The sequence below is a fragment of the Streptomyces sp. CB02414 genome (genome assembly GCF_001905385.1).
Lineage (GTDB): Bacteria > Actinomycetota > Actinomycetes > Streptomycetales > Streptomycetaceae > Streptomyces.
This window is the reverse complement of the sequence record NZ_LIPF01000005.1, coordinates 226440-239891: the sequence shown is the minus strand read 5'-3', so window position 1 is coordinate 239891 and position 13452 is coordinate 226440. Positions and strand designations below refer to the sequence as shown.

Genomic DNA, 13452 nt, shown 5'->3' with positions numbered 1-13452 from the left:
TGGAGGAGGACGGGTTGGGGGCGAGGCTGACTGGCTGACTACGGGGTGGGGAGGCGGTCGAAGAGGAGTTGGACCGCACCGGTTTCCGGGTGGGCAACGCGGTGCGCCCGGACCCCGAAGACGTCGGCCAGCAGGGCGGGCGTGAGGACGTCGTGGGGGGCGCCGGAGGCGACGATCCGCCCGTCGTCGACGACGTGGATCAGGTCGCAGTGGAGGGCGGCGAGGTTGAGGTCGTGCAGTGCGGTGAGCACGGTCGGTCCGGCGGCCCGCACCAGGGACAGGACCTCGAGCTGCTGGGCGATGTCCAGGTGGTTGGTGGGTTCGTCGAGCACCAGGACCCGCGGTTGCTGGGCGAGTGCGCGGGCGATCAGGACCCGTTGCCTCTCGCCGCCGGAGAGGGTGAGGAAGCCGCGGCCGGCCAGATGTCCGGCGTCCACCCCGGCCAGCGCGGCGGCACAGGCGCGCCGGTCCTCGTCGGTCTCCCGGGCCACCGCGCCCTGGTGCGGAAGTCTGCCCATGGCCACGACCTCGGCCACGGTGAAGTCGAACTCCGCGGCCGACTCCTGCGGGAGGGCGGCGAGCCGGCGGGCGCTTTCGCGCGTGTTCATGGTCAGCAGGTCGTCGCCGCCGAGACGTACCGCACCGGCCGTGGGGCGCAGGGCCCGGTAGACGCATCGCAACAGGGTGGACTTACCGCTGCCGTTCGGCCCGACGAGCCCCACGAACTGGCCGTCGCCCGCCCGCAGCGAGACGTCCTCGACCAGCCTCGCGCCGCCGATCTCCACGGTGACCGCGTCGATGTCGACCCGCATCACGCGCCTCCGAAGGTGTAGGTGCGGCGGCGCATGAGCAGGACGAAGCACGGCACGCCGATCGCCGCCGTCAGTACACCGAGCGGCAGTTCGGCGGGGGCGAGCAGCACCCGGGACAGGATGTCGACCCAGATCAGCAGCACCGCGCCGGCCAGGGGCGCGACGGCCAGCAGCCGGCGGTGGTCGGCTCCGACCAGCATCCGGGCGGCGTGCGGAACCATCAGGCCCACGAAGCCGATCGCCCCGCTGACCGCGACGACCGTCCCGGTGACGGCTGCGGCGGTGACGAAGAGCTCCTTGCGCAGCCGCCCGGCGTCCACGCCCAGCGCGGCGGCCGTCTCGTCGCCCATGGCCAGGGCGTTCAGGCGCCGGGCCGACCAGCCGAGGTGGACGAGGCCGGCGAGCACCGCGCCCGCGGCGATCGGTACGGAGGACCAGCTCGCGCCGCCCAGACTGCCGAGCAGCCACATCATCGCGGACCGGGCCGCCTCGCCGTGTTCGGCGGCGAACACCATGAAGGTGGTCACGGCCGAGAAGCCGTAGTTCATCGCGGTGCCGGTCAGCACGAGCCGGAGCGGGGTCAGCCCGCGCGACGTCCGGGCGACCGCGTACACCAGCGTCATGGCCGCGAGCGCGGAGACGAACGCCGCCGTGGACAGTGCCCAGACACCGAGCGCGCCGAAGGCGCCGAAGATGAGCACGGCGTTGGCTCCGACGGCCGCACCGGAGGAGATGCCGAGGACGAACGGGTCCGCGAGCGCGTTGCGGACCATGGCCTGGACGGCGACGCCGACGGCGGCCAGTCCCGCGCCGACGACCGCGGCGAGCACGGCACGCGGGAAGCGCAGTTCCCACACGATGACGTACGAGGGAACCTCGTCCGGGGCTATGGAGGCGCCGGTCAGGCCCGCCCGGAGGAAATGCAGCGTCTCGCTCCACGAGAGCCCCGAGGCCCCGAAACCCGCCCCGCAGGCCAGGGAGACGGGGAGCGCGACGCACAAGCCGGTCACGAGCAGGGGCAGGGAGACCCGGTGGGCTGGTGGGGGTCCGGTGCGCGTACCGCGGCGCGGTCGCGTTCGTGGTGGGGCGGGTTCGGGGTCACGGAGCTTGGCCACCGGCGGATCACCTTCGCCTCGGGCCGTGCACCTACGTCGGCGAAGGAGCGGCTCCGGGCGCGGGGCGCCGTGGGCAGCACCCTCTCGCAGTCCACGGCGATTGACAGGAGCGTCACCACCGCGGGTGATCGGGCTCACGGAGCAGCACTCCGTCTACCGTTGCGGGTCAGCGCCGGACTTCGACCGGACTTCCCCCGCGGGGCGCTTGCAGCTTAGCGCCTGTGCCACGTCTTCCGTCGCGGCCGTCCCGTCCCGCCGTACCCGGCCCGTCTCACCGCCGCTTGTCCGGCAGGCGTGCGGCCGTGTAGGCGCGGGCCACCCAGCTCTGCAGGTGCGGGGCGCGGGCCAGCAGGTTCCGGTAGACGCGGACGGCGTGGTGGTGCAGTGCCTCGGCCACCGCCGGTTCGACGGCTTCCCGGCGCCAGACGAGGAGGTGGCGCTGCCAGAGCGGGTCGCCGACCAGGGGCTTGACCAGTACGCCGTCGACGGGGCGGATGGTGGGCTGCACGACCGCCACTCCCAGGCCCATGGCGATCATCGCCTGCAGCTGTTCGAGGATGTGGAGCTCGTGCGTACTCGCGGGGGTGAAGCCCGCGGCCTGGCACGCGTCGTAGAAGGCGCCGGGCCAGCCCACCCCGTCGTCGGCGGAGACGAACCAGGTGTCCTCGGACAGCTCCTGCAACGGCACCTCGACGCGGTGTGCGAGCGGATGTCCGGAGTGCATGGCGACGAAGACGGGGACGGTGTTGATGGCGCGGTGCGCCAGGTCGGCGGAGTGGCGCAGGGGCAGGCCGGGGTAGTCCATGCCGAGTGCCGCGTCGAGCTCACCGGCCTCCAGGAGCCTGACCAGCTCGCCGGTGGCGTAGACGCTGCTGACGGAGACCGCGAGGTGGGGGCAGCCTTCACGCAGGTTGCTCAGCAGCTCCGGCAGCACGGGGGTGTTGGTGACTCCGAGCCGGAGGGTGCGGGTCGCCGCCGCGGGCGTGCCGTTGCCGTGGCGTCGGCCGAGGGCGTCGGCGCGGGCCAGTATGTCCCGGGCCTGGCTCACGACCTCCACGCCGTACGCGGTCAGCTCCACGCCGGTGCTGCGGCGCACGAACAGCCCCTCACCGAGCAGCCGCTCGATACGGCGCAGCTGAGTACTGAGGGCGGGCTGCGTGAAGCCGAGCGCGGCGGCGGCCCGCCCCACGCTGCCGGAGTCCGCTATCGCGCACAGCACCCGCAGATGACGCAGCTCGAGTTCCACAGCACACACCTCGCCGCTCGGGAAGCCGGACCATTGTGCGACAGCCCGGCGCGTGCGGGTCCGGTCGGGGCTCAGACGTTATGCCTCGTGCGCCGGTTCTCCTATGGCCGGGTCGGTTGTCGCCGTCGTCGCGGTCGTGGAAGCCTCCACCTGCGCGCCCCGTCCGGCGGGAGTGACCGCGCGCCCCCACCGCCTTGCGAGGAGACACAGCATGTCCGCCACCAGGGTCCGCTTCACCGTCGAGGCGACCGCGGCCGCGGTACGCGGCGCCCGCCGCCGGGTCTCGGCGACCGTGCGTTCGTGGGGCGTGTCGATGGCCGACGAGTCGCTCCTTCCCGTGGAAGTGGTGGCGTCGGAACTCCTCACCAACGCGCTGGTGCACGCGGGCGGTGGTGCCATGACCGTCGAGGTGTCGCTCGATCAGGGGCTGGTGGTCATCACCGTCCTCGACGGCAGCACGGAGGTGCCGCGGGCCCGCGCGGCGGACCCGGACCGGGAAGGAGGGCGCGGCCTCGTCCTGATCGACGGCCTCTGCCTCCTGCACGGCGTGGAGCGCACCGCGCACGGCAAACGCTGCTGGGCGGTCGTTCCGGTGCCGGCGGTGGCCGGGCCGGCTCCCGGAGCGGACCACGCGGGCGTCGGGGGCGGTGCCGGTCCGGCGTACGACGGGGTCTGGTCGCTCACCGACGGGGGCGCGGAACTGCTGAGCAGGTTGCTGACGACGTGAACCGACGCATGGAGGTCTACCGCTGATGGAACAGCACGACGGCGGGGGTACGGCCCCGCACCCCGATCCGTTCCGGGGAGACTGGGCGGAAACGGAGCGGAGACTGCCGGCACTGACCGGGGCGGCGTGGGCGGCCAAGCGGCGCTCGGCCCTGTCCGAGCGGTTCCCCGGTGAACGGATCGTCGTCCCGTCGGGCGGGCTGAAGGTCAGGAGCAACGACTTCGACCACACCTTCCGTCCGCACTCCGCGTTCGTCCACCTCACCGGTGAGCAGGGAACACACGCGGTCCCGGACAGTGTCCTGGTCCTCGAACCCACGGGAAGCGGGCACTCCGTGACGCTCTTCACCCGACCGCGGTCGCCGCGTGACGGCGGGCCGGACGGCGCGGAGTTCCACAGTGACCGGCGGTACGGGGAGTTCTGGGTCGGGCGGCGCCGGACCCTGGCCGAGACGGCGGACGCCCTCGGCATCGAGGCCGCCGCCCGTGACGGACTGCGGCGCGCCCTCGCACGCGAGGTACCGACCCGGGTGGTACGCGGCGTGGACGCGCTCGTCGACTCGCTGGTGCCGCCCGCTCGCCGGGCCGAGGCGGAACTGGAGGGCTTCCTGGCCGAGTCGCGGCTGGTCAAGGACGAGTGGGAGGTGGACCAGCTCCGTGCGGCCGTGGGCAGCACGGTCGCCGGATTCCACGACGCCGTGGGCGAGCTGGACCGGGCCACCCGCCTGGCGCGGGGTGAGCGCTGGATCGAGGGCACCTTCAACCGGCGGGCCCGGCTGGACGGTTACGGCCTGGGCTTCGAGACGATCGCGGCGGCCGGGGCGCACGCCTGCGTCCTGCACTGGATGAGCAACGACGGTCCGGTGCGCGACGGTGACCTGCTGCTGCTCGACGCCGGCGTCGAGGCCGACACCTTCTACACCGGGGACGTCACCCGGACCCTGCCGGTCGGCGGGCGCTTCACCGACGTCCAACGGCGGGTCTACGACCTCGTGTTCGCCGCCCAGTCGGCCGGCATCGCCGCGCTGCGGCCCGGCGCGCGGTACGGCGACTTCCACGAGGCCGCGATGCGCGTCATCGCCGAAGGGCTCGACGGCTGGGGTCTGCGGCCGCCCGGCGCGACGGCGTCGACCCCGGTGTCCGGCCTGTACCGCCGGTACACGGTGTGCGGTTCGGGCCACATGCTCGGGCTGGACTGCCACGACTGCGCGGGAGCCCGCGACGAGACCTACCTGGGCGGGACGCTCGGGCCCGGCCATGTCCTCACCGTCGAACCCGGCCTGTACTTCCAGCCCGACGACCTGACGGTCCCCGAGGAGCTGCGCGGCATCGGCGTACGGATCGAGGACGACTTCGTCATCACGGCCGACGGGGCGCTGTGTCTGTCGTCCGGGCTGCCGCGCGGCGCGGACGAGGTGGAGGAGTGGGTGGCGTCCCCGTCCCGCTGAGCGGGGCCTGTTCGTCCCCATTTCAGAACAATGTGACATTGTATAGTGGGAGGTGATCGGACCGAGGGCTCGGAGGAGCACACATGCCTCATCTCACGTCGCAGGTGATCTCGGTCCAGACGCATCTGCGGGACCAGGTGGCCGACGCCGTCCGGGCCGCGCTCATCGCCGGTGAACTGCGCCCCGGCGTCGTCTACTCCGCGCCGACGCTCGCCGCGGAACTGGGCGTCTCGGCCACCCCGGTCCGCGAGGCGATGCTCGACCTGGCCCGGGAGGGCCTGGTGGAAGCGGTCCGCAACAAGGGGTTCCGCATCACCGAGATGACCGACCGGGACCTCGACGAGTTCACGGACATCCGCACCCTCATCGAGGTTCCCACCGTGGGCCGGGTCGCCCGGACGGTGCCGGCCGAGCGGCTGGAGGAACTGCGCCCGCTGGCGCGGCAGATCGTGACGTCTGCTCAGGAGCACGACGTCCTCAAGTACCTGGAAGCCGACCACCGCTTCCACCTCGAACTGCTGTCGCTCGCCGGGAACCAGCGCCTGGTCGAGGTGGTGGCCGACCTGCGCAAGCGCTCGCGCCTGTACGGGCTGGGCGACCTCAACGAGTCGGGGCGCCTGGTGGCTTCGGCGCGGGAACACATCGAGCTCCTCGACCTGATCGTGGCAGGCCGCGCGCAGGAGGCGGAGGACTGCATGCGCCGCCACCTCTCGCACATCCGCACCCTGTGGGCCGACGGCGCGGACGGTGCGGAGGACGGCGAGCAGACGCTTCGGACCGGCGACCGGTAGCCCGGCCCACGGGTAACTCCCCCGGCCCACCAGGGAAATGCCGAGTTCCCTCCGACGCCTTCCCTAAGTCATGTCACCTGTGCAATGGTACATGTCACAGGTTAAGTCATGGACATGCCAACCCATCCGAGCCGGCTCTTCTCTCAGCCGAGGCGCATGACCCGTTGCCTGACTCCCCGACCTGTTCCGTCCCATCGGCCACGCCCGTCGCGTGGCCCCATCCCCTCATGGGAGGCTCAGTGAGAACCACGTTCGTACGCCGAAGTCTGGGCGCGGTGCTGCCCCTGGCCCTGGCGTGCGCCATGGGCGCCGGCCTGCTCGCTCAACCGGCCGCCGCCCTGCCCGGTGCCTCCGCACCGGCCGCGCGCACCGCGGCGCCCGGAGGGAAGGACAGCGGCCCGGCACCCACGGCACAGACCGCCGCCGCCGACAGCGCACACGTCGGCAAGGGGCGGCAGCAGCCGTCCCGCATACCGCCGTTGGCGGCGAGCAAGGACGCGCTCCGGCAGGACGGCGGGAAGCACGGCGCGAGGAAGCCCGCGGACGTCGCCGCCTGCGACGCCTCCGACTTCACCGGCCGCACCGGCAGCGCGCTGGTCCGGCAGATCAAGGCGTCCACGACCGACTGCGTCAACACCCTGTTCGAGCTGACCGGGAGCGACGCCCACGGCGCCTTCCGGGAAGCCCAGATGACCTCCGTCGCGTACGCGGTCCGCGACAGTTCGGCGTCCTACCCCGGCGATCCCAGTACCGGCATGCCGCGGCTCGTGCTCTATCTGCGGGCCGGCTACTACGTCCAGTACTACAACCCGGACGCCGTGGGCGCGTACGGCGACGCGCTGCGGACCGCGATCCGCTCGGGCCTGGACGCGTTCTTCGCCAGTCCCCGCTCCCGGGACGTCACCGACGCCAACGGCGAGACACTCGCCGAGGCCGTCACCCTCATCGACAGCGCCGAGGAGAATGCCCGCTACATCCACGTGCTGCGGCGGCTGCTGGCGGACTACGACGCGTCGTGGAACGCGTCGTGGCCGATGCTCAACGCGGTCAACAACGTGTACACCGTGACGTTCCGCGGCCACCAGGTGCCCGAGTTCGTGACGGCCGTGCGGACGGACCCCGGCCTGCTCGACTCGCTGTACCGCTTCGCCTCCGACCACCTCGCGCTCCTGGGGACCGGCCAGTCCTACCTCACGTCGAACGCCGGACGTGAACTCGGCAGGTTCCTGCAGCACTCCGCGCTGCGCGCCGAGGTCCGCCCGCTGGCGTCCGGCCTGCTCGACGCGAGCTCGATCACCGGTGCCACTGCGCCGCTGTGGGTCGGCGTCGCCGAGATGACGGACTACTACGACAGGTCCAACTGCCCGTACTACGGCACGTGCGACCTCCAGGCGCAACTGGCGCGGGCCGTACTGCCGGTGACCCACGCATGCGGCCCGGCCATCACCATCAGGGCGCAGCGGATGAGCCCGGGCGAGCTGTCCGCGAGCTGTGCCGGCCTGCGCGAACAGGACGCCCACTTCCACGAGGCCGTCAAGGACGACGGTCCGGTCGCCGGCGACCGCAACGACACCATCGAGGTCGTGGTCTTCGACTCCAGCACCGACTACCAGACCTACGCCGGTGCCATGTACGGCATCGACACCAACAACGGCGGCATGTACCTGGAGGGCGATCCGGCGGCCGCCGGCAACCAGGCCCGCTTCATCGCCTACGAGGCCGAGTGGCTGCGTCCGGCCCTCCAGATCTGGAACCTCAACCACGAGTACACCCACTACCTCGACGGCCGGTTCGACATGTACGGCGACTTCGCCGCCAACGTCGCCACCCCGACCATCTGGTGGATCGAGGGCTTCGCGGAGTACCTCTCCTACTCCTACCGCGGCATCGTCTACGACGAGGCGATGGCGGAGGCCGGCAAAGGCACGTACGCCCTGAGCACCCTGTTCGACACCACCTACAGCCACGACACGACGCGCGTGTACCGCTGGGGCTACCTCGCCGTCCGGTACATGCTGGAGCGGCACCCCGCCGACATGGCGACGGTGCTCGGCCACTACCGCTCCGGCGACTGGAACGCGGCGCGCGACCATCTCACCCGCACCATCGGCACACGGTACGACGCCGACTGGTACACCTGGCTCGCCGGCTGCGCCGCGGGCGACTGCGGCTCGGTGACCGAGTGCGCCGCCCCGGACACCCGGGTGCTGGACCACGGCTGCCGGCGCGGCAACCGGTCCGGCGCCGCGGGTGCCGACGACTACCTGTACCTGTACCTCCCGTCCGGCGTGTCCCAGCTGGAGATCACCGTCTCCGGCGGCACGGGTGACGCCGACCTGTACTACAGCGACAGCGGCTGGGCCACCCGCACCAGCCACACCAGCAGCTCGACCGGTGCGGGCAACGGCCACACCCTGACCGTCACCGATCCCCCGGCCGGCTACCACTACGTCACCCTGCACGGGGCGGAGAGCTTCTCCGGCGTCACCGTGGCCACCCGGTACGAGACGGGGACGGGGCCGCTCAGAGGGTGAAGCCCGCCGGGTAGGGGTCCGACGGGTCGAGCAGGTACTGGGCGGTTCCGGTGATCCAGGCGCGTCCGGTGGCCGACGGGAGGACGGCCGGGCGGTCCCCGACCGTCGTCTCGCCGAGGACGCGGCCGACGAAGCGGGAGCCGATGAACGACTCGTTGACGAAGTCCCGGCCGACCGGCAGGAGACCGCGGGCGTGCAGTTGCGCCATGCGTGCGCTGGTGCCCGTGCCGCAGGGCGAACGGTCGAACCATCCGGGATGGACCGCCATGGCGTGCCGGGAGTGCTCCGCGGTCGATCCCGGCGCCTCCAGGTAGACGTGGTGGCACACGTCGATCCCGGGGTTCTCCGGGTGGGCCACCGGGTTCCGCGTGTTGATCGCGTCCATGATGGCCAGCCCGGCGTCGAGCATGCGCTGCTTCTGGGCCCGTTCGAACGGGATCTTCAGGTCTTCCAGCCGGACGAAGGCGTAGAAGTTGCCGCCGTAGGCGATGTCGTAGCGCACCGGCCCGTACCCGTCGACGTCGACGACCTGGTCGAGGGCGTGGCAGTACGAGGCGACGTTCTCCAGGGTCACCGATTCGGCGTGGCCGTCGCGCACCCGGACCCGGGCGGTGACCAGTCCGGCGGGCGTGTCGAGCCGTACGACCGTCTCCGGTTCGACGGCCTCGACCATCCCCGTCTCGACGAGGACGGTGGCGACGCCGATCGTGCCGTGTCCGCACATCGGCAGGCAGCCGGACACCTCGATGTAGAGGACGCCGAAGTCGGCGTCCGGGCGGGTCGGGGGCTGGAGGATGGCGCCGGACATCGAGGCGTGGCCGCGCGGTTCGCACATGAGCAGGGTGCGCAGGTGGTCGCGTTCCGCGACGAATCGCTGCCGCCGCTCGAACATCGTCGCCCCGGGGAGGACACCGACACCGCCCGTGATCACGCGGGTCGGCATGCCCTCGGTGTGGGAGTCGACGGCGTGGTAGCAGACCTTCGAGCGCATCGTCAGTCGGTCCCGGCGTCGATGAGGGCCTGGGTAGTGGCGCGCACGGCGGCCTCCGTCTGCGGGGTGAGCGGCTGCCTCGGCGGCCGGCACGCACCGCCGCGCCGCCCGGTCATGTCCTGGCCGAGCTTGATGGCCTGGACGAACTCCGTCCTGCTGTCCCAGCGCAGGACCGGGTGCAGTTGACGGTAGAGCGGCAGGGCGGTGTCGAGGTCGCCGGCGAGCGAGGCCTCGTACAGCGCGAGGCAGGCGCGGGGGAAGACCTGCGGGTATCCGGCGACCCAGCCCTTGGCGCCGGCGATGGCGACCTCCAGGACCGTGTCGTCGGTGCCGATCATGAGGTCGAGGCCGGGGGCCAGTTCGGAGATCTCGTAGCAGCGCCGGACGTCGCCGGAGAACTCCTTGACGCCGACGATGAACCCCTCGGCGTGCAGTTTGGCGAGCAGTTCGGGGCGCAGGTCGACCTTGGTGTCGATGGGGTTGTTGTACGCGGTGACGGGGAGGCCTGCCGAGGCGACCAGCTCGAAGTGTTCGAGGACCGCGCGGTCGTCGGCGCGGTAGGAGTTGGGCGGCAGGCACATGACCGCCTGGCAGCCGGCGTCCCTGGCGAACTCGGCGTGCCGCCTGGCCTCCGCGCCGCCGTAGGCGCCGACACCGGGCATGACGGTGAACCCTTCGGGGGCGGCGGCGAGGGCCGTCTCGACGACGCGGTCGCGCTCCTCGTACGTCAGTGTCTGGTACTCGCCGAGCGAACCGTTCGGCGCGACTCCGTGCAGTCCCTCCTCGGCGAGCCGGGCGACGCTTCGCGCGTAGGCGCCGTAGTCGACCGTGAGATCGGCGTTGAAGGGCAGGCTCGTGGCGACGAGGACGCCGTGCCAGGGCTTGCGGTGCTGCTCACTCATGTGCTGCTCCTTCTGTTCCTTCCGGGGTCCGGCCGGCCTGGTCCAGGTCGGCGAGGGCGCCGAGGGTGACGGGGGTCGCGATGAGCCGTTCGGTGGGTGTGTAGGCCTGGCGCGGTGCCACGAGGCAGTGCACCGCGGGCCCGCAGATCCGGCCCTGGCACCACCCCATGCCGGCCCGGGTGAGTTGTTTGACCTGACGGTGGTCGTGGGCCCCGCCGTCGGCGCGGGCGGCGCGGACGGCGCCCGCGGTCACCTCCTCGCACCGGCACACGACCGTGTCGTCGGTCAGCCATCGGGGCCAGGCCGGCGGGATCGGGTGGGCCCGGCCCATGGCCCGGGCGAAGGCCCGTTGCCCGTTCACCGTGGCGCGTACGGCGGCCAGGCGCTTCCTGCCGAGGACGGGGGCGGCTCCCCCGTCGGCGAGGACCGACTCGGCGGCGAGGCGGCCCTCGGCGAGCGACAGGCGTGCTCCGCCCACCCCGCACACCTCGCCCGCCGCGTAGAGCCCGGGCACGGTGGTGCGCTGCCCGGCGTCGACGGCGACGACCGCGTTGCCGTCGCCGGAGTCGGTGAGGTCGCAGCCGAGCGGGAGGAGCAGGTCGAGCTGGGGTGCGAAACCCCACCCGACCCCCACGGTGTCGACCTCGACGCGGCGTTCCGTGCCCGGGCGGGGGCTGCCGTCGGGTGCCAGGGAGGCGATCCGGACGGAGGAGACGCGGTCGGTGCCCTCGGCGGCGACGATCGCCGTGCGCGGGCGGAACGGGACGCGGTGGCGGGCGAGCGTGGCGCCGTACCGTGCCCCTTCGGCCCACTTGGCGGGGTTGCGCAGCAGCGGACCGGGCGACCGCAGCCAGGCCCGCGGGTCGGCGGCCTCGCACACGGCGGCCACTTCGGCGCCGCGGTCCGCGAGTGCGGCGGCCACCGGCAGCAGGAACGGTCCGGTGCCGCCCAGGGCCACGCGGCTGCCCGCCACCACTCCGCCGCCCTTGAGCAGCGCTTGCAGGCCGCCGACGGTGAGCACACCGGGCAGGTCCCAGCCGGGGAAGGGCAGTTGACGGTCGTAGGCTCCGGTCGCCACCAGCAGGCGTGGCGCGCGCAGGACCACAGCGGTCTCCTGGGGCACCCGGCGCCGGTCGACGGTGTGCACCGTGAAGCCGTCGCCGTCGCGGGTCACGGACCAGACGTGGTGGGCGAGGCGCAGGTCGAGCCGGTCTCGCGCACCGGCCGCCGACAGCGCCCGGCGCAGGGCGCGGTACTCACGCAGGGCGTGGTGGAGGCCGGTGGTCGGGATCGCCGTTCGTGCGTGGTCCGGCGGGTGCCGCCAGTACTGGCCGCCCACGGCGCCGCCCGAGTCGACGAGGGTGACGCGCAGGCCCCCGGTCAGGGCGGTGGCCGCCGCGGCCAGGCCGGCCGGCCCCGCTCCCACGACGACGAGGTCCGCCGTCTCACTCATCGCCGTCCTCCGGTGTCCGTGTCGTGACGGTCATGCCCGCGCGGGCCGGTATCAGGCAGGCCCGCTGCCCGCCCACTCCGTCGATGGTCACCAGGCAGTCGAAGCAGACGCCGATCCCGCAGAAAACGCCGCGCGGACGGCGCCCGACGCGGGTGGTGCGCCAGGCGACCCGGCCCACGGCCACGAGGGCCGCGGCGACGGTCTGTCCCTCGACGAACCCCAGCGGCTCGCCGTCGACGCTGATCCGGCTCACTGGGCAGCACCTTTCGGGGTGAGGAAGCGGTCGGGCAGCAGTGCGGTGTGCGCCGCCGGGTCGGCTCCCCGCCAGGGACGGCCGAGCAGATGGGCCGTCACCAGGGCACCGGTCGCGGGGGCCAGCCCGATGCCCGCGCCCTCGTGACCGCAGGCGTGGACCACGCCCGGGGCGCGCGGGTCCGGGCCGACGACCGGCAGGTGGTCCGGGCAGTACGGCCTGAATCCGCGGTAGGTCCGGATCAGGTGGGTGTCCCGCAGGAAGGGGAAGAGCGCGCACGCCTGTGCGGCGAGGCGGGTGACCACGGCGGGGTTCGGCGTCGTGTCGAAGCCGACGCGTTCGCGGCTGGCGCCGATGAGGATCGTGCCGCCGCGGGTTCCCTCGACGACGCACGAGGTCTCCAGGCCGGCGTCGGAGGAGGCGACGTTCGCGACGTAGTCGGCGGAGTAGACCTTGTGCCGGACCATCGGCGGCAGCGGTTCGGTCACGAGGACGAAGCCCCGGCGCGGCAGCACCTCCACGGGCGCGCCGAGCCGGCGGCCGACCTCGCCGCCCCAGGTGCCGGCGGCGTTGACGACGGCGTCGGCGGGCAGCAGGTCACCGGCCGCCGTCCGGACGCCGGTGACCTCGCCGTCGCGGCCGGTCACCGCGGCAGTGACCTCGGCCGTCCGCGTGCGGGCTCCGCGCTCCACGGCCGCGCGGAGCAGGGCCGCCGCCGCCAGCACGGGCTGCACCTGGGCGTCCTGCGGGTAGTGGACGCCGCCGGGGATGCCCGGGGCGAGGTGGGGTTCGAGTTCGCGGACGCGGTCGACCGGCTCGCCGCGCACCCCTGCCGCCGACTGCCGCGCGGCGAACTCGCCGAGCGCCGCGAGCCCTTCGGCCGTACTGGCGACGACCAGGCCTCCCTTGGGCTCCAGTTCGAAGGAGTCGGCGCCGAGTTCGTCCCCGGCCTCGTCCCACAGCGTGCGGCTCAGGCGGGCCAGGTCGAGTTCGGGTCCCGGTTCCTTGTCGGAGAGCAGGACGTTGCCCTCGCCGCGGCTCGTGGTCCCGGCACCGACGGGCCCGCGGTCGACGACCGTGACGTCCAGGCCCGCCGAAGCGGCGTGGAAGGCGCAGGCGGCACCGACCACTCCCCCGCCCACGACGACGACCTTCAGGGCCATCGACCCCTCCTCAGTAAA

The 13452-nt window shown here is 73.0% G+C and carries 12 protein-coding genes; 4 read left to right on the top strand and 8 right to left on the bottom strand.

All coding sequences use genetic code 11. From position 1 onward, the window contains the following. Positions 1-38: 38 nt before the first annotated feature. The 3 genes from AMK11_RS18145 to AMK11_RS18135 all read right to left on the bottom strand — a co-directional run bounded on the left by AMK11_RS18145 (position 39) and on the right by AMK11_RS18135 (position 3173). Positions 39-812 (bottom strand): ABC transporter ATP-binding protein, encoded by a 774-nt coding sequence (locus tag AMK11_RS18145; RefSeq protein WP_073728376.1) that lies wholly within the window; start codon positions 810-812, stop codon positions 39-41. After that, a complete protein-coding gene (locus AMK11_RS18140) occupies positions 812-1927 on the bottom strand; it encodes a FecCD family ABC transporter permease (RefSeq protein ID WP_073728374.1) in 1116 nt (371 codons plus the stop codon). Before AMK11_RS18140 ends, AMK11_RS18145 begins: the two co-directional genes overlap by 1 nt. 271 nt (positions 1928-2198) lie before the next feature. After that, positions 2199-3173, bottom strand: a complete 975-nt coding sequence (locus AMK11_RS18135) for a LysR family transcriptional regulator (protein ID WP_073728372.1) — start codon at positions 3171-3173, stop codon at positions 2199-2201. Between the two features lie 211 nt (positions 3174-3384). On the opposite strand from AMK11_RS18135, the gene AMK11_RS18130 reads away from it, so the two are divergent. From AMK11_RS18130 to AMK11_RS18115, 4 genes are all read left to right on the top strand, one after another. Continuing rightward, positions 3385-3900 (top strand): ATP-binding protein, encoded by a 516-nt coding sequence (locus AMK11_RS18130; RefSeq protein WP_073728370.1) that lies wholly within the window; start codon positions 3385-3387, stop codon positions 3898-3900. A 25-nt stretch (positions 3901-3925) separates the two neighbouring features. Beyond that, the gene (locus tag AMK11_RS18125) at positions 3926-5347 is read left to right on the top strand and encodes an aminopeptidase P family protein (RefSeq protein WP_073728368.1); all 1422 of its coding nucleotides are present in this window, start codon (positions 3926-3928) and stop codon (positions 5345-5347) included. A gap of 83 nt (positions 5348-5430) precedes the next feature. Further along, positions 5431-6138, top strand: coding sequence for a GntR family transcriptional regulator (locus AMK11_RS18120; RefSeq protein WP_073728366.1), 708 nt, complete (start codon positions 5431-5433; stop codon positions 6136-6138). Between the two features lie 239 nt (positions 6139-6377). After that, positions 6378-8672, top strand: a complete 2295-nt coding sequence (locus tag AMK11_RS18115) for a M9 family metallopeptidase (protein ID WP_073728364.1) — start codon at positions 6378-6380, stop codon at positions 8670-8672. Here AMK11_RS18115 and AMK11_RS18110 read toward each other — a convergent pair. From AMK11_RS18110 to AMK11_RS18090, 5 genes are read right to left on the bottom strand one after another with little or no spacing between them, the layout of a single operon-like run. Further along, positions 8662-9663, bottom strand: coding sequence for a proline racemase family protein (locus AMK11_RS18110; protein WP_073728362.1), 1002 nt, complete (start codon positions 9661-9663; stop codon positions 8662-8664). The genes AMK11_RS18115 and AMK11_RS18110 overlap by 11 nt on opposite strands. Before the next feature lie 2 nt (positions 9664-9665). Continuing rightward, on the bottom strand, positions 9666-10565 hold the full coding sequence (locus AMK11_RS18105) for a dihydrodipicolinate synthase family protein (RefSeq protein WP_073728360.1): 900 nt from the start codon (positions 10563-10565) through the stop codon (positions 9666-9668). After that, positions 10558-12018 (bottom strand): FAD/NAD(P)-dependent oxidoreductase, encoded by a 1461-nt coding sequence (locus tag AMK11_RS18100; protein WP_073728358.1) that lies wholly within the window; start codon positions 12016-12018, stop codon positions 10558-10560. The genes AMK11_RS18105 and AMK11_RS18100 overlap by 8 nt, the downstream gene beginning before the upstream one ends. Next, positions 12011-12271 carry a (2Fe-2S)-binding protein gene (locus AMK11_RS18095; RefSeq protein ID WP_073728356.1) on the bottom strand — a complete coding sequence of 87 codons (261 nt, stop codon included), beginning with the start codon at positions 12269-12271 and terminating at the stop codon, positions 12011-12013. Before AMK11_RS18095 ends, AMK11_RS18100 begins: the two co-directional genes overlap by 8 nt. Continuing rightward, complete coding sequence (locus AMK11_RS18090; protein WP_073728354.1) at positions 12268-13434, bottom strand: NAD(P)/FAD-dependent oxidoreductase; 1167 nt, start codon at positions 13432-13434, stop codon at positions 12268-12270. The genes AMK11_RS18095 and AMK11_RS18090 overlap by 4 nt, the downstream gene beginning before the upstream one ends. Positions 13435-13452 lie beyond the last annotated feature (18 nt).